The organism is Streptomyces sp. NPDC044106 (assembly GCF_056433985.1).
The window spans coordinates 268,777-294,187 of sequence record NZ_JBWKFZ010000012.1; the positions used below are offsets into that span (position 1 = coordinate 268,777).

Below are 25,411 nucleotides of genomic sequence, written 5' to 3' on the forward strand. Positions count from 1 at the left end.
CATGCCCAACAACCAGGCCGACGAAGGGAACCCTGTGGCTGAGCCGACTACCGACGCGCGCCCCCAAGCTCTCAAGCCCGCACTTGACTCGATGACCCTGCTGGTCGCGGCCGTCATCGTCCACGACAAGGCCACCAACCGTGTCGTGCTGCTACAGCGCAGCGAGAACGCTAAGTTCGCCCAGGGCATGTGGGACTTGCCGGTTGGCAAGAGCGAGCCGGGGGAGCCGATTACGGAAACGGCGGTGCGTGAGCTGTACGAGGAGACGGGCCTCACCGTGAAGCCCGAGTCTCTCAAGGTCGCGCACATCATCCACGGTGCCCGGGGCGTCGAGGCGCCCAACGGCTTCCTCACCGTGGTCTTCGCCGCCCACGAGTGGACGGGTGAGCCCGAGAACCGCGAGCCCCGCAAGCACGCCCAAGTTTGCTGGATCGATGCCGACGCCATCCCTGCGGAGTTCGTGAACACCACCGCGAGTGCCCTCCACCGCTATCTCGTGGGTGGTCCAGAAGTCTCCCTCGACGGCTGGGGGTAGCGGCTCGCCCTCGATGAGTCGAAACGGTCACCGAAGGGCCTACCGGCGAAGCGCAAGTACTCCGGACATCAGGCCACGGTCACACATATGGTGAAGAGGCAGAGTCCGTACAGGGCGATTGCGAGGTGAAGAATTACCCACAGGCGATGAAGACGAATGCGATGCAGCCGAGGGAAAAGAAGGTAGTGGGCAGCCCTCGCGCGTACTAGTCCTTCGTCGGACCCCAGCGCACCCAGCTCCACCAAATCCTTGGTTAGGGCTCGCGCCTGAGAAAGATGGTAGGACGCCCGTTCGAAGTACTTGGAGACCGCCAGCGCCCCGTATCCTCCAGTCACTGCCACGAAAAGGCACAGGGGTATGACGTACGTCGAGAACTTCTGTTGGACGATGAGAGCACTCAGGGCAGCCGTGATAACGAGAAGGAGGCTGCTTAGTGTCGAGCGTTGCGTCTCGCACTGCCGTAACTGCTCCCGGTGCTCCTTCCAGTAGGCGCGTATTGCCTCTTCCGAGACTTCAGGCATCAGGCAACCCCCCATGTGCCAGGCACTCGTTGGCCGTTCGGTTCGTTTCAACGAACCCTTCAGCAATGGAGATACCGTAGCGTGAGAATCTTCATCAGTAGCGTCCGCAGGGGACTGGAAGAGGAGCGCGACGCGCTGCCTGGTCTCATCCGTGCAGTTGGACACATCCCCGTCCTGTTCGAGGACTTCTCCGCGCAGACCACACCCAGCAGGCAGGCGTGCCTAGCCGCCCTCGACTCCGCGGACGTCTGCGTCTTCCTGCTCGGGCCGTCCTACGGTCACGTCTTCCCCGAGACAGGGCAATCAGCAACACACGATGAGTGGGTCGCGGCCAAGGCGGCGGGCAAGCCGCGCTGGGTCTATCGGAAGCTGGATGTCACCTTCGAGGACGCCCAGCAGGAATTCGCCCGAACCGTGGAGGCTTACGCCACTGGCGGGTTCCGCGACTCGTTCCACAACACCGCTGAGCTGATGACTAAAGTCGTAGCCAAGGTCAAGGAAGCGGAGTCGGACCGGTCCTCGTTGTCCTTTGCCCCCTTGGCGCAGCCCACTTCTCTACGCTGGAGTCTCGACCAGGCTGGCGTCGACCGTGGCGCCAGTCTTCCTCTGCTGGAACTACATGTGCTTCCGCTGGGATTCCTGGGCTACTCAGCAAGGGAACTGGAAGAGTCCGGCACTTCTCTGGCGGACCGGATCCGCCAGGTCGGGGTAGTCGAGAACGACGTTGCCTTGACGTCTTCGAGTTCCCGCGAGTATGCAAACGTCAGCGTCTCCATTGGTAGATCTCGTACCTTCGACGCTCCTCGGCATGGGGAACTGGTAGAGGTTCGCTTGCATAAGTCGGGCCAAGTCTCGCTGCGGGCGACGCTACCCCGGGACAATATGGGGTCAATCCTCGATCGCGAAGCGCTGCCACAGCAAGTCTCCTCCCTGCTGAGATGCATCGGCGCGCTGGACCTGATTCAAAGTGAGCGCGTCGTCGTGGCAATCGGCGTATCTGATCCCAAAATTACCCAAGTCGACAGATTTGACCCGCATCAGTCGCGTACTCGTGCCGATCTCAGCGCCTACACCCGTTCGTTCGCGCTGCAAACCGAGCCGGACGAGTCCATCAGCCGGGCCGCATTGGACGCGGGAGCCGAGGAGGTGGCTGGCATTCTGTCGCGAGCCCTGATCAGACAGCACCCTTCAGGTTCCTGACAGTGCATCTCTAGAGTCAGACAGGCGACTTCTGCGGGGGCGCCACTCTCTGCCAACCGTGGGCCAGCCCACAGCACTCTCAATCGCACCCGCCTCACCTCACTAGCCAACAGCGGACGGCCAAGACGGCTGCCCACGAGGGAAGATTCCCGCAGTCCACGAGCCGGCCCATCGCTAGGAGACGAAAAGGGCTGTCGCCGTCCAGAGCCCGGACAAGCAGCGAGGGCCGCTACCCCAAAACTGGGGTAGCGGCCCTCGCTGTCTTTCCTGACGCTAAATCAGAGGCTTGGCCGTCCGGTGCACACACGGTGCACAAGGGGGTGGAAAGCAAGTAGTGACGAAGAGAACTGCTGAGTAGAGTTCCCGCAGGTCACGGCATACTTCCAAGGCTCCGCCGAGGTCAGTCGATCGTGCTTTCTAGATGTCGAAGTAAAGCTCGAACTCGTGCGGGTGCGGGCGCAGTTGGATCGGGGCGATTTCGTTCGTGCGCTTGTAGTCGATCCACGTCTCGATCAGGTCGGACGTGAAGACGCCGCCCGCCTGCAGGTACTCGTTGTCCGCCTCGAGGGCGTCGAGGACCGCGGGGAGGGAGGTCGGGACCTGGGCGACGCCCGCGTGCTCCTCGGGGGCCAGCTCGTAGAGGTCCTTGTCGATCGGCTCCGGGGGCTCGATCTTGTTCTTGACGCCGTCCAGGCCGGCCATCAGGAGCGCCGAGAACGCCAGGTACGGGTTCGAGGACGGGTCCGGCGCGCGGAACTCCACGCGCTTGGCCTTCGGGTTGGAGCCCGTGATCGGGATACGCATCGCGGCCGAGCGGTTGCGCTGCGAGTAGACCATGTTGACCGGGGCCTCGAAGCCGGGGACCAGGCGGTGGTAGGAGTTCACCGTGGGGTTGGTGAAGGCGAGCAGCGACGGGGCGTGCTTGAGGATGCCGCCGATGTAGTAGCGGGCGGTGTCCGAGAGGCCCGCGTAGCCCTGCTCGTCGTAGAAGAGCGGCTGGCCGCCCGACCACAGCGACTGGTGGACGTGCATGCCCGAGCCGTTGTCGCCGAAGATCGGCTTCGGCATGAAGGTCGCGGTCTTCTCGTTGCGCCAGGCGACGTTCTTCACGATGTACTTGAAGAGCATCAGGTCGTCGGCCGCGGCCAGCAGCGTGTTGAACTTGTAGTTGATCTCCGCCTGGCCGGCCGTGCCGACCTCGTGGTGCTGGCGCTCGACCTGGAGGCCGTTCTTGTCCAGTTCGAGGGAGATCTCCGCGCGCAGGTCGGCGAAGTGGTCGACCGGCGGGGCCGGGAAGTAGCCGCCCTTGTAGCGGACCTTGTAGCCGCGGTTGTTCTCGACCGCACCGGTGTTCCAGGCGCCCGCCTCGGAGTCGATGTGGTAGAAGCTCTCGTTCGCCGACGTCTGGAAGCGGACGTTGTCGAAGACGTAGAACTCGGCCTCGGGACCGAAGTACGCGGTGTCCGCGATGCCGGTCGACGCGAGGTAGGCCTCGGCCTTCTTGGCGATGTTGCGCGGGTCACGGCTGTACTGCTCGCCCGTGATCGGGTCGTGGATGAAGAAGTTGATGTTGACGGTCTTGTCGCGGCGGAACGGGTCGACCCGGGCGGTCGACAGGTCCGCGCGCAGCGCCATGTCGGACTCGTGGATGGCCTGGAAGCCGCGGATCGACGAACCGTCGAAGGCAAGCTCCTCGTCCGGGTCGAACGCCGCCGCCGGGATCGTGAAGTGCTGCATGACACCGGGCAGGTCGCAGAATCGGACGTCGACGAACTTGACGTCCTCGTCCGCGATGTACTTCTTCGCGTCGTCGGCGTTCTGGAACAACATCCAACTCCTCCTACTCCCGCCCGGGGCCGGACGGGGTTGCAGCTCGTGGTGCAGCCAGTGCGGTGGCACACGCTGGGACCCGACCATAGGGACGGGGCATTTCTCAAGCGTGACCCATTTGTTTCACCGAAGTTAACCGACGCGGCCGGGTGACGGGCATCACGGGGGTGGTCCGGCACCCCGCCCGCCCGTGCGCGACAAGGGGCGCAGTACCTTTGACGGGTGGACAAGAGGCAAGCAATCGGATCGTGGCTGTCCGGCCCGCGCGCGGCCGCCGAGGACGCCGGCGTCGACTTCGGGTACCGGGGTCAGCAACTGGGCCTGCCGGAGGAGGGGCCGGGAGCGATCGCGCGCCCCGGCCGCCGCATCGGCGCACTCGCCGTCGACTGGGCCCTGTGCATGCTGATCGCATACGGTCTGTTCGCGGGCGGTGACCAGCAGGCGATGGGCAATTGGGCCCTCGGGATCTTCTTCGTCATGAGCGTGCTGACCGTCGGCACGGTCGGCTGCACGCCGGGCAAGGCCCTCCTGCGGCTGCGCGTCATCGCCGAGGGCGGCGGCCGGCTCGCCCCCGGGTGGGTCCTGGTCCGCAGCATCCTGCTCTGCCTTGTCATCCCCGCCCTGATCTGGGACCGCGACGGCCGCGGCCTGCACGACCGGCTGTCCCGGGCGGTGCAGGTCCGGATCTGAGACGCTGCCGCTTCTCGCCTCGCGTTACGACGATCTCGCCTCGCGTTACGACAATGAGGGCCCGGAACCACTCGGTTCAGGGCCCTCGTCGTTGCGCGGCGGCCGCAGTTCGGACCCGCGGCCCAGGAGCTGGGTGTGGCGGCGCTCTTCTCATGGCCGTGCGCATGGGGCCCCGGCGGAAACAATTGTGGGCGCCCACCAAGGGCGCCCACAAAGCACGGCTTCGGCGGTCTCCACCGCATCCGCCGTATTACATCTTCGGGCCGCCGCGAGGCATGCGCATGCCCTTCGGCATCGGCCCCTTCGGCAACGGCATGTTCGACATGAGGTCACCCATCGCCCGCAGACGGTCGTTGGTCGCGGTGACCTGCGGGCCCGTGAGTACGCGGGGGAGCTTCAGGAGCGTCGTGCGGAGCTTCTTCAGGGAGACCGTGTCGTCGGTCGTGCCGACGATGACGTCGTGCACCGGGACGTCCGCCACGATGCGCGCCATCTTCCGCTTCTCGGCGGCCAGCAGGCCTTTCACGCGGTTCGGGTTGCCCTCGGCGACCAGGACGATGCCCGCCTTGCCGACGGTGCGGTGCACCACGTCCTGGCTGCGGTTCATCGCGACCGCGGGGGTCGTCGTCCAGCCGCGGCCGATCTTGTCGAGCACCGCGGCCGCCGCACCGGGCTGGCCCTCCATCTGCCCGAAGGCGGCGCGCTCGGCCCTGCGTCCGAAGACGATCGCCATCGCGAGGAAGGCGAGCAGGAAGCCAAGAATGCCCAGGTAGACCGGGTGGCCGATCAAGAAGCCGATCGCGAGGAAGACACCGAAGGTGACAATTCCCACCGCCGCGATGATCAGGCCGATCTTGGAGTCGGCCCGCCGGGTCATCTTGTAGGTCAGAGCGATCTGCTTGAGTCGCCCTGGCTCCGCGGCCGCATCCGCCGCGGTGGATTCCTTCCTCGCCATGCCGTGAAGTCTACGTGCCCCCGGAGCCGACTACGACGTGCGGGTGGTCACGGCCTCTTCGAGGACGCGCAGCGCCTCGACCCGGTCCTTGGCGCGGCGCCGGTCCTCAAGGACGGAAGTCCAGGCGTTGCGCCGTGCCGTGCGCTGGCCGCCGCTCATCAGCAGCGACTCGACGGCGCGCAGGGCGACGGTGACGGACGGGATGGCGGTGGCGCGAACGGGCGCGGCCTGCATGATGGTGCCCTCCTGGGGAGCGGCTCGGGGGAGCGGCTATGGGTAAGGCTGCACGTGCGGTGATACCAGGGTCACTGATTGGTGTTACCAGGGCGTGACCAGGCGGTCAAACCCCGATGAAACCCTGACGCCGGGCCCCGAAATGCTGACGCGGCCCGTACGCCCCCGTCACCTGCGGGATCGTGCGGACCGCGTCGTTGCGGCTTCTACCAGTGGGTAGTGTCTTGTGCGCCGATTCACACGGGGCGTGCGTGCCCGGCATGTGCCGCCGTCACGAAAGGAGCGGCGAAGGGAGCGGCAGCGCCCGTCACAGCGCCTGCGAAGCCACGTACGCGCCCCGCTTCTCGATCGCCATCTGGTACAGGCGGCCCGCGCGGTACGAGGAGCGGACCAGCGGGCCCGACATGACGCCCGAGAAGCCGATCTGCTCGGCCTCCTCCTTCAGCTCCACGAACTCCGCGGGCTTCACCCAGCGCTCGACGGGGTGGTGGCGCGGCGTGGGGCGCAGGTACTGGGTGATCGTGACCAGTTCCGTGCCCGCCTCGTGCAGCTGGCGCAGCGCCTCGCTGACCTCTTCGCGGGTCTCGCCCATGCCCAGGATCAGGTTGGACTTGGTGACCAGGCCGGCCTCGCGGGCCTTCGTGATGACCTCGAGGGAGCGCTCGTAACGGAAGCCGGGGCGGATCCGCTTGAAGATGCGCGGCACCGTCTCGACGTTGTGACCGAGGACCTCGGGGCGGGACGAGAAGACCTCGGCCAGCTGGTCGGGGTCGGCGTTGAAGTCGGGGATGAGCAGCTCGACCTTGGTGTAGCCCTCGGCACGCTCCGCCGTCATCGCGTGGATCTGGCGCACCGTCTCGGCGTACAGCCAGGCGCCGCCGTCCGCCAGGTCGTCGCGGGCGACGCCGGTGATCGTGGCGTAGTTCAGGTCCATCGTGACGACGGACTCGCCGACGCGGCGTGGCTCGTCGCGGTCGAGGGCCTGCGGCTTGCCGGTGTCGATCTGGCAGAAGTCACAGCGCCGCGTGCACTGGTCGCCACCGATGAGGAACGTCGCCTCGCGGTCTTCCCAGCACTCGTAGATGTTCGGACAGCCCGCCTCCTGGCAGACCGTGTGCAGCCCCTCGCTCTTCACGAGTTTCTGCAGGGCGTTGTACTCGGGGCCCATCTTCGCCCGGGTCTTGATCCACTCGGGCTTGCGCTCGATGGGGGTCTGGGCGTTCCGGACCTCCAGGCGCAGCATCTTGCGTCCGTCGGGTGCGACTGCGGACACATCGGCTCCTGTAGCTTCGATTCTTCGGCGCACACCAGGGTACGCCCGTCATGTCGGTGGGCTTACTTCTGGCCAACCTCTGGCCAAGGGGGTCCATTCCCCCTCCAGCCCCGGTGTCGCTACGCGGAGGCCTTCTCGGGCGCGGGCGCCGCCTCGGGCGCTGCCTCGGGCTCCGCCCGCTTCTCGACCACCCGCGGCTTGAGCTCCGCGTTCTCCAGTACGTCGCGCAGGTGCCGCTCGGCGACGGGCAGCACGTCGGCGATGGTGATGTCGCGGCCGAGCTCGTACGCGAGCGACGTGACGCCCGCGTCGCGGATGCCGCACGGGATGATCCGGTCGAACCAGGTGTTGTCCGGGTTCACGTTCAGCGCGAAGCCGTGCATCGTCACGCCCTTGGCGACGCGGATGCCGATCGCGGCGATCTTCCGGTCCTCGCGGCGCTGGCCCGCGTTGGACGGCGCGTACTCCGGACCGTTGAACCGGGCGTCGAACTCGTCGTCCTGGAGCCGCGGGTCGAAGTCGAGGGAGAGGCCGCCGAGCGCCGGACGCTGCTCCACGGGGTCACCGAGGACCCAGACACCGCTGCGGCCCTCGACACGGGTGGTCTCCAGGCCGAACTCCGCACACGTACGGATAAGAGCCTCTTCCAGACGGCGTACGTGTGCTACGACATCGACCGGGCGGGGCAGCTTCTGGATCGGGTAGCCCACCAGCTGGCCGGGGCCGTGCCAGGTGATCTTGCCGCCGCGGTCCACGTCGACGACGGGGGTGCCGTCCAGCGGGCGCTCGCTGTCCGCGGTGCGGCGGCCCGCCGTGTAGACCGGCGGGTGCTCGAGCAGCAGACAGGTGTCCGGGACCTCGTCGGCGAAGCGGGCGGCGTGCACACGGCGCTGCTCGTCCCACGCCTCCCGGTACTCCACGGAGTCCGGGCCGAAGCCCAGCCGGACGAACCGAAACTCACTCACGGCAGGTGCCTCCCTGAACGTTCACCGTGCACATATCGCGCCCCTGCCACTGTACGGGCCCGCTCCTTCGGCAACCTCGGCCCGGGTTCCTCACACGATCGGATGAATGCCGGGGGAAGGTGCGTCCGAGCGCTGTGATGGCCGTTACATTCACGCCGTTCATGAGGCCATAAGGGCTGCTCAAGGCAGACCCGAAAGGCAGGAGACCGCACAGCCGATGACGGAACGACCCCCGCAGCGCACCCCAAACCGCCAGCTAGCCGCGCTCATCTCGGAAGCCGGGTTCTCCAATGCGGGCCTCGCGCGCCGCGTCGACCAGCTCGGTCTTGAGCACGGCCTCGACCTGCGGTACGACAAGACATCGGTGACCCGGTGGCTGCGCGGCCAGCAGCCCAGAGGCACCACACCCGCGCTGATCGCGGAGGTCTTCACCAGACGGCTCGGGCGGCGCCTGTCCGCCCAGGACCTCGGGCTCGACGCGTGCGCGCCGGTCTACGCGGGCCTCGAGTTCGCGGCCAGCCCCGAGGAGGCCGTCGACATCGTCGGCGGCCTGTGGCGCAAGGACTCCGGCAGCCACGCCGAGCTGCGGAAGATCGCGTTCACCCCGGCCGGGCTCGTGGTGCCGAGCAGGGACTGGCTGATCGGCCGCGCCGACGAACGCGTGGGGCGCGGGGACATCGACCCGTCCCACGCGCGCGTGCCGCTCCAGGGGCGCCCCGCGGTGCCCCGGCAGCGGCAGGGCCCCGAACGCGGCCCCGGGCAGCGGGTCAGCAGCGGCGACATCGCGGCGCTGCGCTCCGTCGGCGAGCTGTTCCGCGCACTCGACCACGCGTACGGCGGCGGGCACGCGCGGCAGGCGCTGGTCCGCTATCTGGAGCACGAGGCCGAGCCGATGCTGCGCGGGGTCTACGGCGAGCAGGCCGGGCGGCGGCTCTTCGGCGCCGTCGCCGACCTGACCCGCCTCGCGGGCTGGACCTCGTACGACATCGCCGCACACGGCCTCGCCCAGCGGTACTACGTCCAGGCCCTGCGCCTCGCCCAGGCGGCGGGCGACCGGGCGTACGGCTCGTACGTCCTGGTCACGATGAGCCGCCAGGCCGTCTACCTCGGCCATGGACGCGAGGCCGTGCAGCTCGCGCGGGTCGCCCAGCAGGGCGTCGGCTCCGCGGCGCCGCACATCGTGCAGTCCCTGCTGTACGCGGCCGAGGCGCGCGGGCACGGGGTGCTGGGCGAGGTGCGGGCCTGCACGGCGGCCCTGGCGCGGGCCGAGCGCTCACTGGAGGCGGCGCGGCCCGGCGACGAAGTGCCGCACTGGGCGCGGTTCTTCGACGAGGCGCAGCTGGCCGACGAGTTCGGGCACAGCTACCGCGACCTGCAGCAGTACCGGGCCGCCGCCCAGTACGCCGAGCGGTCGCTCCAGCTGCGCGCCCCCGCCTTCGCGCGCTCCCGGCTCTTCTGCCGGGTGGTCCTCGCCACCGCGCGGCTCGGTCTCGGCGAGCTGGAACACGCGTGCCAGCTGGGTGCGGAGGCCGCGCAGGCGGCGGGGGAGATGCGGTCCGCGCGGGCCCACGAGTACGTACGCGATTTCGAGCGCCGCCTTGAGCCGTACCGGGACGCGGGGCCGGTGCGGGGGTACCGCGACAAGGTCGCGGCGCTCGGATGACGTGCCGTCGCGGCGGGAGGGGACCGGCCCCCCGCCCCCTCGTCGACGCCTCGTCCCCCCGGACCCGCACCGACACCGTCCACGGCTCGAAGTCGCGGAGGCCGGTGGGGGGTCAGGGAGTGCGGTCGCGGGCGGCCTGACAGGGGGAAGCCCCCGCGTGGGGGTACGGGGGCTTCCGGGGGAGTTGGTCGCCAGGTCGGAGGGGTCGGGCCGGTCAAGCCGCCGTGGGCAGTGCTTCCTGGGCGTACGAGGGGGTGATGCCGAAGTCCGTGAGGGCGGCGTGGGCGGCGCGGCGCCCCGAGTGCAGGGCGCCCTGGACGGTGCTGGTGTCCCGGTGGTCGCCGCAGACGTAGAGCCCCGAGAGCAGGCGCACGGGGCGCCGCGCGTCGTGCGGGGGTGGCATCGCGGGGACGGCCTCGCGGGTGTGGTGGACGGCGAGCGGCTCCCAGCGGTGGGTCGGGGTGCCGTACAGCGCGGCGAGGTGCGTGCGGACGGCGCGCTCGTCCGGCGGCGGTCCGAGGACCGTCGAGGAGACCAGGACGCGGCCGGCGGGCGCACGCGAGGGGTCGACGTGGCTGACGACCGAGGTGTGGGCGACCGGACCCGCACGGTCGGCGTCCAGGAGCAGCGCGGGCCCGTCGAGCGGCGGCTCGGGCGCGGTGTGGTGGAAGACCGTCACCTCGTGGAACGGCGGCACGCGCAGGCCGGGCAGGAGCTCCGCTGCGGCGCGCGCGTCGGTGGCGAGGAGGACGGCGCGGCACGGGAACTCCCCGTGCTCGGCGGTCCCGACGCGGCTCGTCGAGACGGAGGTGACGCGGACACCGGTACGTACGGTGCCCGGCGGCAGGGCGGCGGCGAGGAGGTCGGGCAGGACGTCGGCGCCGCCCTCGGGCAGGCAGAGGCGGCCGCGCGCGAAGGCGTGCAGGGCGAGGTCCGCGCACCGGCTCGACGTGGTCAGGCCGGGGTCGCAGAGCAGCGCGGAGAGCAGCGGGCGCAGGAATCCGTCGATGGTGCGGGCGGGCAGTCCGCGGGCGAAGAGGGCGTCCCTGGCCGGGAGTTCGGGCCGGGTCAGGAGGCGCTCGACGGGTGTCGCGGCGATCCGGGCCAGGGCGGCGCCAAGCCGGGCCTGGTCGAGCGGGCCGCCGAGGGGGGCCGGGCGGGGCGTCGTGCCGGGGGTGGCCCTCGCGGGGGTCAGGGCGGCCCGCGCCGGTCCGAGGGGGGCGCTCGCGAGGGCGCGCGCCGTGGTGAGTGCGCCCCACGCGCTCCGTCCGGGCTTGGGCTCGGCGGCGCGGTGGTGGCGTCCTTCGCTGTGGACCAGGAGGCCGGGGGCGAACGGGCGCAGCACGAGGGAGTCGAGCCCCGGGGTGCGGCGCAGTTCCGGGTACGACGTGGTGAGGAGCTGGCCGATCCGGTCGAGCCGGAACCCGTCGACCTTCTCGGTCGACATCCGGCCGCCGACGTAAGGGGCGGCCTCCAGGACCACGGTCGTTACACCGGCACTGGTCAGCCGATGCGCTGCCGAGAGCCCCGCGGCCCCGGCTCCCACGATGACGACATCCGCATGGTGCGCAGGCTCTGGCACGTGCCCCTCCCGAGGTCGCGCGGCTTGTGAGGGGCTGATGCCCCCGACAGCGCTCTGGAATACCCGAGTTCGGCACGAGGGTAGGAGCGGTTCCGGTCCGCGGCAGTCGCGCACGCACCGGGCACGGTCGCACGCGGGTCGCACACGAGGCGGGCAGGGGGCGGGCAGGGGGGGGCGTGCGGCGCGGTACGGAGCCCTGCCCCGGTCACCCCACCCCTGCCCCGGTCACCCCACCCCCGCCCCGGTCACCGCAGCGCCGCCCGGATCGCCTCCTCGATGCCGGGATACCGGAAGGCGAAGCCGGACTCCAGGAGACGGGTCGGGAGCACCCGCTGGCTGCCGAGGACGTCCCCGGCCATCTCCCCGAGCACCACGCGCAGCGCGGGCGCGGGCGCGGGGAAGAGCGTGGGCCTGCGCAGCACCCGCCCCATCGCGGCCGTCACCTCGCGGTTGGTGAGCGGATCGGGGGCCGTGAGGTTGACCGGGCCCGACAGCGTCCGGGTGTCGATGAGATGTCGCAGCGCGGCCACCTCGTCGTGCAGGGCGATATAGCTCCAGAACTGCCGGCCGTTGCCCAGGCGGCCCCCGAGCCCCGCCTTGAACAGCGGGAAGAGGCGGCCCCAGGCCCCGCCCTCGCGGCCGATCACGAGGCCGTTGCGGACGATGACCGTACGGATGCCCGCGTCCCGCGCGGGCGCCGTCGCCTCCTCCCACTCCACGCACAGCGACGGCAGGAACCCGGTCCCCGCGGGGGCGCTCTCGTCCACCGCGCGCCGGCCGGTGTCCCCGTAGTAGCCGATCGCGCTCGCGTTCACGAAGACCCGCGGCGGCTCGTCGAGGGAGGCCGCGGCGGTGGCGAGCGCGGCGGTGCCGAGGACCCTGCTGTCCCGCAGCTCCCGCTTGTACGCGGCCGTCCAGCGGTGGTCGCCGATGCCCGCGCCCGCGAGGTTGACGACGGCGGAGCAGCCGGCGAGCCCGGCCGTGTCCACGTACCCCTCCTTGGGACTCCAGCGCACCTCGTCCCGGCCGCGGGGCGCCCCGCGCACCAGGCGCACCACGGTGTGCCCGTCGGCGGCGAGGGAGCGGGTGAGCGCCGTCCCGATGAGCCCGGAGGAGCCGGCCACGGCGACGCGTGACTGTGTGGTTTCCATGAGTCCCATCCTGCCCCGGCAGGCCCGGACGGCGCCCGCCCCGTGCACCCGACGTGGCGCGTCCCCGCCGCCGTACAGTGGCGCCATGCCGGACATGCACATACGCATCGCACGCCCCGAGGACGACGACGAGCTCGCCCGTCTCGACCGCGCCACCTGGTCCACCCTGCACGCGGTCCAGCCCCGCCCCGAGCCGCCGTACGAGCCGTTCTTCAACGACCGCTTCGGACCCCGCGACCACCTGATCGCCGAGGTGGCGGGACGGATCGTCGGCTACGTGAAGATCGGCTTCCCCACGCCGCTGCTGGTCAACGCGCACGTGCGCCAGATCCAGGGCTTCGTCGTCGCCGAGGAGGTGCGCGGCCGCGGCATCGGAACGCGGCTGATCCGGGCGGCCATGGACGAGGCCCGCCGCCAGGGCGCACGCCGCATCACCCTGCGCGTCCTCGGGCACAACACCCCCGCCCGCAAGCTCTACGAGGCCGAGGGGTTCGTCATCGAGGGCGTGCTGCCCGGCGAGTTCCTGCTGGCAGGCGAGTATGTCGACGACATCCTCATGGGCCGCCCCCTCTGAGGGGAGTGTTCCGCACCTGACGGACCGGCCCGGCGTGCGGGCGCGCCGAGCGCGTAGGAGCGTGAAGAGATGATCAGGGCGGAGGCCAGACGGCGCGAGGCGGAGCAGCGCGACTGGTTACTGCGCGGGACGCCGCCCCCACCCTGGGTGCGCTGGCCCCCGCCGCTGCTGCTGCTCGCGATCCTGCTGGTCCAGCTGGTCACCCCCAAGACGATCGACCTGAGCTTCCTGGTCGCGGCCGTCCCGCCGCTGGCCGCCCTCTCGTACGGCCCCGCCGCCACCGCCCTGCTCGGCGGCGTCGTCATCCTGCTGCTCTCCCTCCCGGACCTGGGCCTTGGCCATCCCGGCAACAGTGACCAGCTCACGATCACCTTCATCGCCCTGCTCAGCGTGGCCTTCGCCTGGGTGCGCAGCCGCCGTGAGGCCCAGCTCGTGACGGTCCGCACGGTCGCGGAGGCGGCCCAGTTCGCCGTCCTTCCGCCGCTGCGGGAGTGGGTCGGCAGGGTCCGGTGCGCGGGCCTGTACGAGGCCGCGCAGCACGAGTCGCTGGTCGGCGGCGACTTCTTCGACGTACGCAGGGGACCCCACGGAGTGCGCGCCCTGATCGGCGACGTGCAGGGCCACGGGCTCGCCGCGGTCGGCACGGTCGCCGCGCTGCTCGGCGCGTTCCGCGAGGCGGTCCTCGACAGGCCGGACCTGGTGGGTGTCGCCACCCAGCTCGACCGCAGGCTCGTGGTGGACTCGGCCGGGCAGGAGCACGCGGAGCTGTTCGCGACGGCGGTGCTCCTGGAGTTCCCCGACGACGACTCCGTGGTGCGCGTGGTCTCGTGCGGGCATCCGCCGCCCCTGCTGCTGCGCGGCTCGGAGGTCACCGAGCTCGAGGTGCGGGCCGGCCCGCCGCTCGGCCTCGGCATCGCGGGCCTCGCCCCGCCCGCGGAGCTGACGGTGCCGCTGCTCGCCGGGGACCGGCTGCTCGGTCTGACCGACGGCGTGAGCGAGGCGCGGGACACGGGTGGCGTGTTCTACCCGCTGGTCGACAGGATCGCCGCGATGCTCAAGGCGGACGCGGCGCTCCTTAACGACCCGGGAGGGCTCGTGGAGCGGGTCTGGGCCGACGTGGTCGGCCACGCGGGGCGCGTACGGGACGATGTGACGCTGATGATCTTCGCGCCGGGACCGTGCGTGGGGGCGGAGGGGGAGCAGGAGGGGGAGGGGAAGCGGGAGTCGCGGGCGGGCCGGGAGTCGCGGGCGGACGGCACTGGGGGCCCGGACGCCGCGTAAGCCTGCCACCGGCCCAGCCCGGTCCACCTCAGCCCGGTCCACCTCAGCCCGGCCCGACGCACGCGTGGGAGGCCACTCCTCACGCCCTCGCCCGCCCAAGCACTCCCCTCCCGCCCCTCAGCTCATCCAGGCACCGCAGTAGGCGTGATGGGTCGATATGGCACAATGTGCCACGCAGGCATAACGTGTAACGCGAAAGTGAAGCGCTCGCGCGCGACCGTTGTGAAAGTGGGAGAACACCATGCAGAGCCCCGGACAGACCCCCATACAGAGCCCCGTGCAGACCCTGAACCGTTACGAGGGGCGCCGCGCCCTGGTGACCGGTGGCGGCTCCGGCATCGGCCAGGCGACCGTGCTGCGCATGCTGGCCGAGGGCGGCGCGGTGGTCGCCGCCGACGTCAGCGAGGACGGCCTGAAGGACACCGTGGTGAAGGCGGGCGACGGCGCGGCACGTCTGACCACCCTGGTCGTGAACATCGCCGACGAGGCCTCGGTCCGCGCGGGCGTCGCGGCGGCCACCGCCGCGCTCGGCGGCCTTGACGTCCTGGTGAACGCGGCGGGCATCCTGCGCTCCTCGCACACCCACGAGACGACCCTTGACGCCTTCAACCAGGTCATCGCCGTCAACCTCACCGGCACGTTCCTGATGATCCGCGAGGCGATCCCGGCGCTCCTCGAAGGCGAAGGACCCGCCGTCGTCAACTTCAGCTCCACCTCGGCGATGTTCGCCCACCCGTACATGGCGGCGTACGCGGCCAGCAAGGGTGGCATCCAGTCCATGACGCACGCGCTGGCCAGCGAGTACGGCAAGCAGGGCATCCGCTTCACCGCCGTGCAGCCCGGCTCCATCTCGTCCGGCATGACCGACGGCTCCGGCGCCAGCAGGCAGAGCGTCGGCCCCGGCCTGCCCGAGGACGCCGACATGAGCCTCTTCGTGAAGCTCGCGCCCGCGCTCGGCCAGGGCTTCGCGGGTCCCGAAACCGTCGCCTCGGTCGTCGCGATGCTCGCCTCGCAGGACGGCCGCTTCATCACCGGCACGGAGGTACGCGTCGACGGCGGCACCCACTTCTGAGAGCCCGGCCGCCCCAAAGAATCAGTCCTGGAATCAGTCCGCCATGAAGCGGTCCCACAGCTTCGGGTAGCGCTGCGCGAGCGCCGCCTCGTCCTCGAAGTCGACCGGCGTGCCCTCCGGCTCCGGCGGGGCCGGCGCGATCCCGAGGTCGGGGGCGACGTCCCCGGTGAGCTGCTCGTACGCCTCGTCCGCCGCGTAGCCGAGCTCCTCGCCGTCCCCGTCGAACTCCTCGTCGAAGTCGTCGAGGAGGTCGGCGAGCGCGTCCGGATCGTGCACCGCGCCCTCGAAGACCTCCCGGCCCTGGCCGATCAGCCAGCAGCGGAAGTAGTCGAAGGCGTCGTCGCTCGCGCCGCCGAGCAGCACCGATGCCGCGCCCCAGAGGTCCCAGCGGTAGGCGCGGTTGTAGCGGGCCTCGAAGTGACGGGCGAAGTCGAGGACGGCGTCCGGGTCGGACCCCACCAGTCTTTCGACGAGCAGCTCGGCGTGGTCCTCGGGGTCGCCGTCGGCGGCCTCGCGGGTGCTGTCCACGATCTCCCAGAACTCCGTCTCGTCCATCACGGGTCCAGCATCGGTCCTGGAGAGTGGGGGCGCACGCGGAGTGCGCCGGAATGCGGCTGTCTCGTTATCCGCGCACATGCCCGTGGAAAAGGCGACAGGCGTTGTCGGGTTTTGGTGGAAGCCTCAAGGGTATGGAGACCACGCAGAAACTGAACGGAAAGATCGCCCTCGTCGCGGGCGCCACCCGTGGCGCGGGCCGCGCCATGGCCGTGGAGCTCGGCCGCGCGGGAGCCACCGTGTACGTGACGGGCCGCACCACGCGCGAGCACATCAGCGAGACCGGCCGCGCCACCGAGACCATCGAGGAGACCGCCGAACTGGTCGACGCCGCCGGCGGCAAGGGCATCGCCGTGCCCACCGACCACCTGGAGCCCGAGCAGGTCCGGGCCCTCGTCGAGCGCATCGACCGCGAGCAGGGCCGCCTGGACATCCTCGTCAACGACATCTGGGGCGGCGACGCCCACGTCGAGTGGGACAAGAAGATGTGGGAGCACGACCTCGACAAGGGGCTGCGCATCCTGCGCCTCGGCATCGAGACCCACATCGTCACCAGCCACCACGCGCTGCCGCTGCTCACCAGGAACCCCGGCGGCCTCGTCGTCGAGGTCACCGACGGCACCGCCGAGTACAACGGCGCCAACTACCGCAAGCCCTTCTACTACGACCTCGCCAAGGCGGCCCCGTTGCGGATGGCGCGCGGCCTCGCCGAGGAGCTCGCGGAGTACGGCTGCACGGCGCTCTGCCTGACCCCCGGCTGGCTGCGCTCCGAGGCCATGCTCGACACCCACTTCAAGGTGACCGAGGAGAACTGGCTCGCGGGCACCGCGCAGAACCCGCACTTCGCGATCTCCGAGACGCCCGCGTTCGTGGGCCGCGCACTCGTCGCCCTCGCGAGCGACCCCGACGTGGCGCGCCACAACGGCGCCTCCCTCTCCAGCGGCGGACTCGCCAAGGAGTACGGCTTCACCGACGTCGACGGTTCGGCGCCGGACGCCTGGCGCTACCTGACGGAGGTCGACCAGGAGAGCGGGACCGCGGACGTCACCGGCTACCGGTAGAGCGCGGCCGCCCTGGCGGTGGCCTCCGCGAAGCGTGCGCGCAGACTCGGCGGCCCCAGGACCTCCGCCTCCGGGCCGAGGGCCAGGAGCTGCGCGTACGCCACGTCCTCGTTCTCGACGGGCAGCGTGACCGTCACCCGGCCCGCCGCGTCCGGCTCGCCCGCCGTCCCCATCGCCTCCCGTGCGACGGCGCGGTCGGTGGCGTACGGCAGCTGACGCACGCCCGCCTCCGAGAGCCGCACCACGGCCTCGGACCGCAGGATCGCCCGCGCGAACTGCTCGGCCCGCTCCTCCCAGAACCTCGGCAGGTCGAACTCCTCGTCCCGCGCGAACCGCTCGTCGCCCGCATCGACCGCGGTGAACCGGTCGATGCGGTACACGCGGAACACCCCCGATTCGGGCACCCGCGCGCACAGATACCAGACCCCGGCCTTCAGCACGAGCCCGTACGGTTCCAGCTCCCGCTCCACCTCGGCCTCCTGGCGGCGGTAGCGGGCGCTCAGCCGCCGGTCGTCCCAGACCGCGTCCGCCACGGCGGGCAGCAGCTCGGGGGCGGGCGTCTCCCTGAACCAGCCCGGCGCGTCCAGATGGAACCGTTGCGACGCGTTCTGCGAGGCGTCCCGCAGCGACGGCATGAGCGCCGCCGACACCTTCAGGCGGGCCGCCGACGCCGCGTCCGCGAGCCCCATCTCCCGCAGCGCGCCCGGCACCCCGGACAGGAACAGCGCCTCCGCCTCGCTGCGGCCGAGCCCCGTGAGGCGGGTGCGGTAACCGCCGACCAGCCGGTATCCGCCGGTGCGGCCCCGGTCGGCGTATACGGGTACGCCCGCCTCGGACAGCGCCTGCGCGTCGCGCGTGATCGTCCGCTCGGACACCTCAAGCTCCTCTGCCAGTTCGGCGGCGGTCATGGAGGGCCGGGCCTGGAGCAGCAGGACCATCTTGATGAGGCGGGCGGCGCGCATGGCTCCATGATGCCGCCGCCGACATACGGATGCGGCCCCCGCCGTCAGGCAGGGGCCGCACCCATACGTCGAGCCGAGGGGCTACAGGCCGTACTTGGCCCGCGCCTCCTTCACCGCGGAGGCCGGCACCTCGCCACGCCGGGCGAGCTGCGCAAGGGCCGCGACGACGATCGACTCCGCGTCGATGCCGAAGTGGCGGCGCGCGGCGTCACGCGTGTCGGACAGACCGAAGCCGTCCGCGCCGAGCGAGGAGTAGTCCTGCTCGACCCACTGCGCGATCTGGTCGGGAACCTGGCGCATGTAGTCGGAGACCGCGAGCACCGGACCCTGCGCACCCTCAAGTGCCGTACGGATGAACGGAGTCCGCTCCTCGCCGCGCAGGATGGCCTCGTCCGCCTCCAGCGCGTCGCGGCGCAGCTCGGTCCAGGACGTCGCGGACCACACGTCGGCGGCCACGCCCCACTCCTCGGCGAGCAGCTGTTGCGCCTTGAGCGTCCAGTGGATGGCCGTGCCCGAGCCGAGCAACTGGATGCGCGCGGCGTTGGCCGCGGGGGAGAGTCCCGCCGACTCGGCCGTGTTGAAGCGGTACAGGCCGCGCACGATGCCCTCGTCGACGCCCGCAGGCTTCGCGGGCTGCGGCATCGGCTCGTTGTAGACGGTGAGGTAGTAGAAGACGTTCTGGTCCTCACCGGGGGCCGCCTCGCCGTACATGCGGCGCAGACCGTCCTTGACGATCGCGGCGATCTCGTACGCGAACGCCGGGTCGTAGGAGAGCGCGGCCGGGTTCGTCGCGGCGATCACCGGCGAGTGACCGTCGGCGTGCTGGAGGCCCTCACCCGTCAGCGTCGTACGACCGGCGGTGGCGCCGACGAGGAAGCCGCGGCCGAGCTGGTCGCCGAGCTGCCACATCTGGTCGGCGGTGCGCTGCCAGCCGAACATCGAGTAGAAGATGTAGAAGGGGATCATCGCTTCGCCGTGCGTGGCGTACGCGGTGGACGCGGCGATGAAGTCCGCCATGGAGCCGGCCTCGGTGATCCCCTCGTTGAGGATCTGGCCGTCCTTGGCCTCCTTGTAGTACATCAGCTGGTCGCGGTCGACCGGCTCGTACGTCTGGCCCTTCGGCGAGTAGATGCCGAGGGAGGGGAAGAGCGACTCCATGCCGAAGGTGCGCGCCTCGTCGGGGACGATCGGCACCCAGCGCTTGCCGGTCTGCTTGTCGCGTACGAGGTCCTTGACCAGCCGTACGAACGCCATGGTCGTCGCCACCGACTGCGAGCCCGAGCCCTTGTCGAAGGAGGCGAAGGTCTTGTCCGCGGCGGCGGGCAGCGGCGCGAGCGGCTGCGTGCGGCGGGCCGGGGCCGGGCCGCCGAGGGCCGCGCGGCGCTCCTGGAGGTAGCGGACCTCGGGGGAGTCGGCGCCGGGGTGGCCGTAGGGCACCTGGCCGTCGACGAACGCGCTGTCAGGGATCGGCAGACCGAGCAGGTCGCGCATGTCCTTGAACTCGTCCACCGTCAGCTTCTTCATCTGGTGGTTGGCGTTCTTGGACTCGAAGCCCTTGCCGAGCGTGAAGCCCTTGACCGTCTGCGCGAGGATCACGGTCGGCGCGCCCTTGTGGGTGAGCGCCGCACGGTAGGCCGCGTAGACCTTGCGGGCCTCGTGGCCGCCGCGCGAGAGGTGGAAGCACTCGCTGATCTTGTCGTCGCTCAGCAGCTTGCCCAGCTCGACGAGGGCGGGCTCGGAGCCGAAGAAGTGCTCGCGGATGTAGGCGGCGTCGCGCGTCGCGTACGTCTGGAACTGCGCGTCCGGCACCTCGCGCAGGCGACGGACCAGGGCGCCGGTGGTGTCGAGCTGGAACAGCTCGTCCCAGGCGTTGCCCCACAGGACCTTGATGACGTTCCAGCCGGCGCCGCGGAACTGGGCCTCGAGCTCCTGCACCACGCGGAAGTTGGCGCGGACCGGGCCGTCGAGGCGCTGCAGGTTGCAGTTGATGACGTACGTGAGGTTGTCGAGCCCCTCACGCGCGGCCAGTGCGAGGGCCGCCGTCGACTCGGGCTCGTCCATCTCACCGTCACCGAGGAACGCCCACACGTGCGAGGCGGAGACGTCCTTGATGCCGCGGTTGGTGAGGTACCGGTTGAAGCGCGCCTGGTAGATGGCGGAGAGCGGGCCCAGACCCATCGAGACGGTCGGGAACTCCCACAGCCAGGGCAGGCGGCGCGGGTGCGGGTAGGAGGGCAGGCCGTTGCCGCCCGCTTCCTGGCGGAAGTTGTCGAGCTGCGCCTCGTTCAGGCGGCCGTCGAGGAAGGCGCGGGCGTAGATGCCGGGGGAGGCGTGGCCCTGGATGTAGAGCTGGTCACCGGAGCCGGGAGCCTCCTGGGACTCCTTGCCCTTGAAGAAGTGGTTGAAGCCCGTCTCGTACAGCCAGGCCGCGGACGCGAAGGTCGCGATGTGGCCGCCGACGCCGTGCTTGGAACCCCGGGTGACCATCGCGGCCGCGTTCCAGCGGTTCCACGCGGTGATCTTCCGCTCCATCTCCTCGTCGCCGTCGATGGCCGGCTCGGCGGAGGTGGGGATCGTGTTGACGTAATCAGTCTCGAGCAGCTTGGGCAGCGCCAGGCCCGCGCCCTCGGCGCGCTCCAGCGTGCGGCGCATCAGGTACGCGGCACGGTGCGGCCCGGCCGCCTGAGTAACGGCGTCCAGGGAGGCCTGCCATTCGGCGGTCTCCTCGGGGTCGCGGTCCGGGAGCTGGTCGAGCTCGCTCGGCTGGATTGCGGAGGGGTCGGTCATGTCGCCGCCTTCCTGAGTCGGAGGGGGTCCCCTGTTCGGTAAGGGGTGGGGGTGCCCGGTGTCTTGGCAGGACAGGGCGTGCGGCTCTGGTGCGGAATCGTTTGTGTGACTGCGCCACAGGGCCGTCGACGACTGTAAGCCCGTGATCGATGATCGATCAAAGCGTTGAGGGAAAAACTTCTCCAGATCGCGAAAGTCGGCATCCGGTGCCATCAAAACGGGCACGCGGTGCCTTCGATTTGAAGGGTTTATGCAGGTGAGGGCAGGTTCGAGGGCACGTCTGCGGACCGTACGGCACGGATGAGCGCCCCTTCAGGCGCGCGGCGCGCAGCCGAGGACGTGCGCCTTGACCAGCTCCGCGATGGCGGGGTCGCGGCGGCGGAAGGCGGAGACGAGGGCCTCGTGCTCCTCCGCGTACGACTGCTGGACCGTGCCCAGCCAGCGGATGGAGAGCGCCGTGAAGACCTCGATGCCGAGCCCCTCCCAGGTGTGCAGGAGGACGGAATTGTCCGCGGCCCGCACCAGCTCCCGGTGGAAGGCGACGGTGTGCCGCACCTGCGCGGTGCCGTCCGCGGCCCGGTCCGCCTCGTAGAGGGCCGCCACATGGGGCTCAAGGGCCGTGCAGTCCTCGGCGAGACGCGCGGACGCCAGCTCGGCGGCGATCGCCTCGAGACCGGCCCGCACGGGGTAGCTCTCCTCCAGATCGGCGGCCGAGAGATTGCGAACGCGTACGCCCTTGTTGGGCGCCGACTCGATCAGCCGCAGCGTCTCGAGCTCCCGCAGCGCCTCCCGCACCGGGGTCTGCGAGACCTCCAGCTCCACGGCGATCCGGCGCTCCACGATGCGCTCGCCCGGCTTCCAGCGCCCGCTGACGATCCCCTCCACGATGTGCTCGCGGATCTGTTCGCGCAACGAGTGAACAACGGGCGCGGTCATGTGAGCTCCTCCGGCAGGGGCTGGCAGGTCCCCAGGGCGTAGTGACCCCTAGACAATACGGCGACGCCCCCGTCCGGAAACCTCCGGACGGGGGCGTACGCGCTGATGAGACGAGTGTTACAGACGCCAGGGGGCGGCCGTCACTACAGGCCGAGCTCGACCTCGAACTCGCCCGCCTCCAGGATCGCCTTGACCGCGGTCAGGTAACGGGCGGCGTCCGCGCCGTCCACCAGACGGTGGTCGTAGGAGAGCGACAGGTACGTCATGTCCCGCACCGCGATGGTCTCGCCGAGGTCGGGGTGGTTGATGACGACCGGGCGCTTGACCGTGGCACCGATGCCGAGGATCGCGGCCTGGTTCGGCGGCACGATGACCGTGTCGAACAGGGCGCCGCGCGAACCGGTGTTGGAGATCGTGAAGGTGGCGCCGGACATGTCGTCCGGGGTGAGGCCACCGCCACGGGCCTTGCCGGCCAGCTCGGCGGTCTTCTTCGAGATGCCCGCGATGTTCAGGTCGCCCGCGCCCTTGATGACCGGCGTCATCAGACCCTTCTCGGCGTCCACGGCGATGCCGATGTTCTCCGAGTCGAAGTACGTGATGGTGCCTTCGTCGTCGTTGATCCGGGCGTTGATGACCGGGTGGGCCTTCAGCGCCTGGGCGGCGGCCTTCACGAAGAACGGCATCGGCGAGAGCTTGACGCCCTCGCGGGCCGCGAAGGAGTCCTTCGCCTTGGCGCGCAGCTTCATCAGCTTGGTGATGTCGACCTCGACGACCGAGGTCAGCTGGGCCTGCGAGTGCAGGGCCTTCATCATGTTGTCGCCGATGACCTTGCGCATGCGGGTCATCTTGACCGTCTGGCCGCGCAGCGGGGAGGCCTCCAGGGCCGGAGCCTTGGACGCGGCGGCAGGAGCTGCGGCGGCCGGGGCCGGGGCGGACTTCTTGGCCTCGGCGGCGGCGATGACGTCCTGCTTGCGGATACGACCGCCGACGCCGGAACCCTTGACCTCGGAGAGGTTCACACCGTTCTCGGACGCGAGCTTACGGACCAGCGGGGTCACATAGGCACCGTCGTCGGCCGGGGTGGCCTGCGCCGGGGCGGCCGGGGCGGCCGGGGCGGCGGGAGCCGGCTGGGCCGGGGCCGCGGGCTGCGCCGGAGCCGGGGCGGCAGCGGCGGGCTTGGCCGGGGCGGCGGGAGCGGCGGCCGGAGCGGCGGGCTGCGCGGGGGCCGGGGCGGCCTCCTGCTTCGGCGCCTCCTGCTTGGGGGCCTCCTGCGCGGGGGCGGCCGGGGCCTCCTCCTTGGCCGGGGCCGGAGCGGCACCGGGCGCACCGATGACGGCGAGCTTGGCGCCGACCTCGGCGGTCTCGTCCTCGCCCACGACGATCTCGAGCAGCACGCCCGCGGCCGGGGAGGGGATCTCGGTGTCGACCTTGTCCGTCGAGACCTCCAGGAGGGGCTCGTCGGCCGCGACCTCCTCGCCGACCTCCTTCAGCCAGCGGGTGACGGTGCCCTCGGTGACGGACTCACCGAGCGCGGGCAGGGTGACGTCGGTGCCCTCGGCGGAACCACCGGAGGACGGGGCGGGGGCGGCGGGCGCCTCGGCCTGGGCGGGGGCCTCCTGCTGCGGGGCCTCCTCCTGGGCGGGGGCGGCCGGGGCCTCCTCCTGGGCCGGGGCGGCCGAGCCGCCCGCGTCGCCCGAACCGTCGTCGATGACGGCGAGCTCGGCGCCGACCTCGACGGTCTCGTCCTCGGCGACCTTGATGGAGGCCAGGATGCCGGCGGCCGGGGAGGGGATCTCGGTGTCGACCTTGTCGGTCGAGACCTCGAGCAGCGGCTCGTCGGCCTCGACGCGCTCGCCCTCGGCCTTCAGCCAACGGGTGACAGTGCCCTCGGTGACGCTCTCGCCGAGCGCCGGAAGGGATACGGAAACCGCCATGGTTTCAGTTGCTCCTTACGAAAATGGGGTCTCCCCTGCTCGAGCGAAGCCGAGAGCTTGGGGAAGGAAGTCTGGGTCGCGACAGGGTCAGTCGTGGGAGTGCAGCGGCTTGCCCGCAAGGGCCAGGTGGGCCTCGCCGAGCGCTTCGTTCTGCGTCGGGTGGGCGTGGATGAGCTGGGCGACCTCGGCCGGCAGCGCTTCCCAGTTGTAGATCAGCTGGGCCTCGCCGACCTGCTCGCCCATGCGGTCGCCCACCATGTGGACGCCCACGACGGCGCCGTCCTTGACCTGGACGAGCTTGATCTCGCCCGCGGTCTTCAGGATCTTGCTCTTGCCGTTGCCCGCGAGGTTGTACTTCAGGGCGACGACCTTGTCCGCGCCGTAGATCTCCTTGGCCTTGGCCTCGGTGATGCCCACGGAGGCGACCTCGGGGTGGCAGTACGTCACCCGGGGCACGCCGTCGTAGTCGACCGGGACGGGCTTCTGACCGGCCAGGCGCTCCGCCACCAGCATGCCCTCGGCGAAGCCGACGTGCGCGAGCTGGAGGGTCGGCACCAGGTCGCCCACGGCCGAGATCGTCGGGACGTTGGTCTGCATGTACTCGTCGACGAGGACGTAGCCGCGGTCCATCGCGACGCCCTGCTCCTCGTAGCCGAGGCCCTGCGAGACCGGGCCGCGGCCGATGGCGACCAGGAGGACCTCGGCCTCGAAGGTCTTGCCGTCGGCGAGCGTCACGCGGACGCCGTCCTGCGTGTACTCGGCCTTGTCGAAGAACGTGCCGAGGTTGAACTTGATGCCGCGCTTGCGGAACGCGCGCTCAAGGAGCTTGGAGCTGTTCTCGTCCTCCACGGGCACGAGGTGCTTCAGGCCCTCGATGACCGTGACGTCGGCCCCGAAGGACTTCCACGCCGAGGCGAACTCGACGCCGATGACGCCGCCGCCCAGGATGATCGCGGACTTCGGTACGCGGTCCAGGGTCAGGCCGTGGTCCGAGGAGATGATGCGGTTGCCGTCGATCTCCAGGCCCGGCAGCGACTTCGGCACGGAGCCGGTCGCGAGGAGCACGTGGCGGCCCTGGACACGCTGACCGTTCACGTCCACCGAGGTCGGCGACGAGAGCTTGCCCTCACCCTCGATGTACGTCACCTTGCGGGAGGCCACGAGGCCCTGCAGGCCCTTGTAGAGGCCCGAGATCACGTCGTCCTTGTACTTGTGGACGGCCGCCATGTCGATGCCCTCGAAGGTGGCCTTCACGCCGAACTGGTCGGCCTCGCGCGCCTGGTCGGCGATCTCGCCGGCGTGCAGCAGCGCCTTCGTGGGGATGCAGCCGTTGTGCAGGCAGGTGCCGCCGAGCTTGTTCTTCTCGATCAGGGCGACGTCCAGGCCCAACTGCGCTCCGCGCAGCGCCGCGGCGTAACCGCCGCTACCGCCGCCGAGGATCACTAGGTCGAAAACGGTGCTGGCGTCGTTCGCCACGTCACGTCCTCCATGCATGTGCGCCGTACGCCGGACCCCTTTTCGCGGGGGACGACCGGTCGGTCGGCTGGTATTCGGCCGCTCTTGTTTCGGCCCTGTGGTGGGGGCCCTGTCCTGCCGAGAACCCATCTTCGCACTTGTCGGCGGGAGACGGGACGCCGGGCCGGGCTGTGA

The 25,411-nt window shown here is 70.7% G+C and carries 21 protein-coding genes; 8 read left to right on the plus strand and 13 right to left on the minus strand.

Annotated features, from left to right (window positions below):
• The first annotated feature begins 1 nt into the window (after position 1).
• A complete protein-coding gene (locus tag AC07DI_RS23625) occupies positions 2-535 on the plus strand; it encodes an NUDIX domain-containing protein (protein WP_478905993.1) in 534 nt (177 codons plus the stop codon).
• 602 nt (positions 536-1,137) lie between these two features.
• Complete coding sequence (locus AC07DI_RS23630; RefSeq protein WP_478905994.1) at positions 1,138-2,256, plus strand: DUF4062 domain-containing protein; 1,119 nt, start codon at positions 1,138-1,140, stop codon at positions 2,254-2,256.
• A 417-nt stretch (positions 2,257-2,673) separates the two neighbouring features.
• Here the strand turns inward: AC07DI_RS23630 and glnA are convergent, their stop codons facing one another.
• On the minus strand, positions 2,674-4,083 hold the full coding sequence (glnA, locus tag AC07DI_RS23635) for a type I glutamate--ammonia ligase (RefSeq protein WP_384257224.1): 1,410 nt from the start codon (positions 4,081-4,083) through the stop codon (positions 2,674-2,676).
• A 225-nt stretch (positions 4,084-4,308) separates the two neighbouring features.
• Between glnA and AC07DI_RS23640 the strand changes: the two genes are divergently transcribed.
• A complete protein-coding gene (locus AC07DI_RS23640; RefSeq protein ID WP_384257174.1) occupies positions 4,309-4,776 on the plus strand; it encodes an RDD family protein in 468 nt (155 codons plus the stop codon).
• A gap of 250 nt (positions 4,777-5,026) precedes the next feature.
• Here the strand turns inward: AC07DI_RS23640 and AC07DI_RS23645 are convergent, their stop codons facing one another.
• The 4 genes from AC07DI_RS23645 to lipB form a co-directional block, all read right to left on the minus strand.
• Positions 5,027-5,731, minus strand: a complete 705-nt coding sequence (locus tag AC07DI_RS23645) for a DUF4191 domain-containing protein (RefSeq protein WP_384257177.1) — start codon at positions 5,729-5,731, stop codon at positions 5,027-5,029.
• Positions 5,732-5,761: 30 nt separating this feature from the next.
• Positions 5,762-5,965: an SCO2195 family GlnR-regulated protein gene (locus tag AC07DI_RS23650; protein WP_384257179.1), complete on the minus strand. Its 204-nt coding sequence runs from the start codon at positions 5,963-5,965 to the stop codon at positions 5,762-5,764.
• Between the two features lie 307 nt (positions 5,966-6,272).
• Entirely contained in the window at positions 6,273-7,238 is a 966-nt protein-coding gene (locus AC07DI_RS23655) for a lipoyl synthase (protein ID WP_384257182.1), read from the minus strand.
• A 119-nt stretch (positions 7,239-7,357) separates the two neighbouring features.
• On the minus strand, positions 7,358-8,203 hold the full coding sequence (lipB, locus tag AC07DI_RS23660; RefSeq protein WP_384257184.1) for a lipoyl(octanoyl) transferase LipB: 846 nt from the start codon (positions 8,201-8,203) through the stop codon (positions 7,358-7,360).
• A gap of 217 nt (positions 8,204-8,420) precedes the next feature.
• Between lipB and AC07DI_RS23665 the strand changes: the two genes are divergently transcribed.
• Positions 8,421-9,866 carry an NsdA family TPR-like regulatory protein gene (locus AC07DI_RS23665; RefSeq protein ID WP_384257186.1) on the plus strand — a complete coding sequence of 482 codons (1,446 nt, stop codon included), beginning with the start codon at positions 8,421-8,423 and terminating at the stop codon, positions 9,864-9,866.
• Positions 9,867-10,080: 214 nt separating this feature from the next.
• Here AC07DI_RS23665 and AC07DI_RS23670 read toward each other — a convergent pair whose 3' ends face one another.
• Together AC07DI_RS23670 and AC07DI_RS23675 are read right to left on the minus strand one after the other, a co-directional pair.
• Positions 10,081-11,448 carry an NAD(P)/FAD-dependent oxidoreductase gene (locus AC07DI_RS23670; RefSeq protein WP_478905995.1) on the minus strand — a complete coding sequence of 456 codons (1,368 nt, stop codon included), beginning with the start codon at positions 11,446-11,448 and terminating at the stop codon, positions 10,081-10,083.
• A gap of 245 nt (positions 11,449-11,693) precedes the next feature.
• On the minus strand, positions 11,694-12,599 hold the full coding sequence (locus AC07DI_RS23675; protein ID WP_478905996.1) for a TIGR01777 family oxidoreductase: 906 nt from the start codon (positions 12,597-12,599) through the stop codon (positions 11,694-11,696).
• An 85-nt stretch (positions 12,600-12,684) separates the two neighbouring features.
• Between AC07DI_RS23675 and AC07DI_RS23680 the strand changes: the two genes are divergently transcribed.
• The 3 genes from AC07DI_RS23680 (at position 12,685) to AC07DI_RS23690 (ending at position 15,526) form a co-directional block, all read left to right on the plus strand.
• Positions 12,685-13,173 carry a GNAT family N-acetyltransferase gene (locus tag AC07DI_RS23680; RefSeq protein ID WP_384257191.1) on the plus strand — a complete coding sequence of 163 codons (489 nt, stop codon included), beginning with the start codon at positions 12,685-12,687 and terminating at the stop codon, positions 13,171-13,173.
• A gap of 69 nt (positions 13,174-13,242) precedes the next feature.
• Positions 13,243-14,454, plus strand: a complete 1,212-nt coding sequence (locus AC07DI_RS23685) for a PP2C family protein-serine/threonine phosphatase (RefSeq protein WP_478905997.1) — start codon at positions 13,243-13,245, stop codon at positions 14,452-14,454.
• 241 nt (positions 14,455-14,695) lie between these two features.
• On the plus strand, positions 14,696-15,526 hold the full coding sequence (locus AC07DI_RS23690; RefSeq protein ID WP_478905998.1) for an SDR family NAD(P)-dependent oxidoreductase: 831 nt from the start codon (positions 14,696-14,698) through the stop codon (positions 15,524-15,526).
• 33 nt (positions 15,527-15,559) lie between these two features.
• On the opposite strand, the gene AC07DI_RS23695 is transcribed toward AC07DI_RS23690, so the two are convergent.
• A complete protein-coding gene (locus AC07DI_RS23695; protein ID WP_478906025.1) occupies positions 15,560-16,081 on the minus strand; it encodes a DUF4240 domain-containing protein in 522 nt (173 codons plus the stop codon).
• A 134-nt stretch (positions 16,082-16,215) separates the two neighbouring features.
• Between AC07DI_RS23695 and AC07DI_RS23700 the strand changes: the two genes are divergently transcribed.
• On the plus strand, positions 16,216-17,142 hold the full coding sequence (locus tag AC07DI_RS23700; RefSeq protein WP_478905999.1) for an SDR family oxidoreductase: 927 nt from the start codon (positions 16,216-16,218) through the stop codon (positions 17,140-17,142).
• On the opposite strand, the gene AC07DI_RS23705 is transcribed toward AC07DI_RS23700, so the two are convergent.
• From AC07DI_RS23705 to lpdA, 5 genes are all read right to left on the minus strand, one after another.
• Positions 17,133-18,104 (minus strand): helix-turn-helix transcriptional regulator, encoded by a 972-nt coding sequence (locus AC07DI_RS23705; protein WP_478906000.1) that lies wholly within the window; start codon positions 18,102-18,104, stop codon positions 17,133-17,135. The genes AC07DI_RS23700 and AC07DI_RS23705 overlap by 10 nt on opposite strands.
• Before the next feature lie 81 nt (positions 18,105-18,185).
• Positions 18,186-20,891 (minus strand): pyruvate dehydrogenase (acetyl-transferring), homodimeric type, encoded by a 2,706-nt coding sequence (gene aceE / locus AC07DI_RS23710; RefSeq protein ID WP_478906001.1) that lies wholly within the window; start codon positions 20,889-20,891, stop codon positions 18,186-18,188.
• 312 nt (positions 20,892-21,203) lie between these two features.
• Positions 21,204-21,827: a GntR family transcriptional regulator gene (locus tag AC07DI_RS23715; RefSeq protein ID WP_384257204.1), complete on the minus strand. Its 624-nt coding sequence runs from the start codon at positions 21,825-21,827 to the stop codon at positions 21,204-21,206.
• A 143-nt stretch (positions 21,828-21,970) separates the two neighbouring features.
• Positions 21,971-23,761 carry a 2-oxoglutarate dehydrogenase, E2 component, dihydrolipoamide succinyltransferase gene (gene sucB, locus AC07DI_RS23720; protein ID WP_389611792.1) on the minus strand — a complete coding sequence of 597 codons (1,791 nt, stop codon included), beginning with the start codon at positions 23,759-23,761 and terminating at the stop codon, positions 21,971-21,973.
• Between the two features lie 87 nt (positions 23,762-23,848).
• Entirely contained in the window at positions 23,849-25,237 is a 1,389-nt protein-coding gene (gene lpdA / locus AC07DI_RS23725; protein WP_384263939.1) for a dihydrolipoyl dehydrogenase, read from the minus strand.
• Between the last annotated feature and the right edge of the window lie 174 nt (positions 25,238-25,411).

Excerpts from the sequence above, each read along its gene's own strand:
- AC07DI_RS23715 (WP_384257204.1), bottom strand. The coding sequence starts at position 21,827 with ATGACCGCGCCCGTTGTTCACTCGTTGCGCGAACAGATCCGCGAGCAC.
- AC07DI_RS23690 (WP_478905998.1), top strand. The coding sequence starts at position 14,696 with ATGCAGAGCCCCGGACAGACCCCCATACAGAGCCCCGTGCAGACCCTG.
- AC07DI_RS23700 (WP_478905999.1), top strand. The coding sequence starts at position 16,216 with ATGGAGACCACGCAGAAACTGAACGGAAAGATCGCCCTCGTCGCGGGC.
- AC07DI_RS23675 (WP_478905996.1), bottom strand. The coding sequence starts at position 12,599 with ATGGAAACCACACAGTCACGCGTCGCCGTGGCCGGCTCCTCCGGGCTC.
- sucB (WP_389611792.1), bottom strand. The coding sequence starts at position 23,761 with ATGGCGGTTTCCGTATCCCTTCCGGCGCTCGGCGAGAGCGTCACCGAG.
- AC07DI_RS23645 (WP_384257177.1), bottom strand. The coding sequence starts at position 5,731 with ATGGCGAGGAAGGAATCCACCGCGGCGGATGCGGCCGCGGAGCCAGGG.
- AC07DI_RS23685 (WP_478905997.1), top strand. The coding sequence starts at position 13,243 with ATGATCAGGGCGGAGGCCAGACGGCGCGAGGCGGAGCAGCGCGACTGG.
- AC07DI_RS23625 (WP_478905993.1), top strand. The coding sequence starts at position 2 with ATGCCCAACAACCAGGCCGACGAAGGGAACCCTGTGGCTGAGCCGACT.
- AC07DI_RS23650 (WP_384257179.1), bottom strand. The coding sequence starts at position 5,965 with ATGCAGGCCGCGCCCGTTCGCGCCACCGCCATCCCGTCCGTCACCGTC.
- AC07DI_RS23705 (WP_478906000.1), bottom strand. The coding sequence starts at position 18,104 with ATGCGCGCCGCCCGCCTCATCAAGATGGTCCTGCTGCTCCAGGCCCGG.
- aceE (WP_478906001.1), bottom strand. The coding sequence starts at position 20,891 with ATGACCGACCCCTCCGCAATCCAGCCGAGCGAGCTCGACCAGCTCCCG.
- AC07DI_RS23695 (WP_478906025.1), bottom strand. The coding sequence starts at position 16,081 with ATGGACGAGACGGAGTTCTGGGAGATCGTGGACAGCACCCGCGAGGCC.
- AC07DI_RS23665 (WP_384257186.1), top strand. The coding sequence starts at position 8,421 with ATGACGGAACGACCCCCGCAGCGCACCCCAAACCGCCAGCTAGCCGCG.
- AC07DI_RS23680 (WP_384257191.1), top strand. The coding sequence starts at position 12,685 with ATGCCGGACATGCACATACGCATCGCACGCCCCGAGGACGACGACGAG.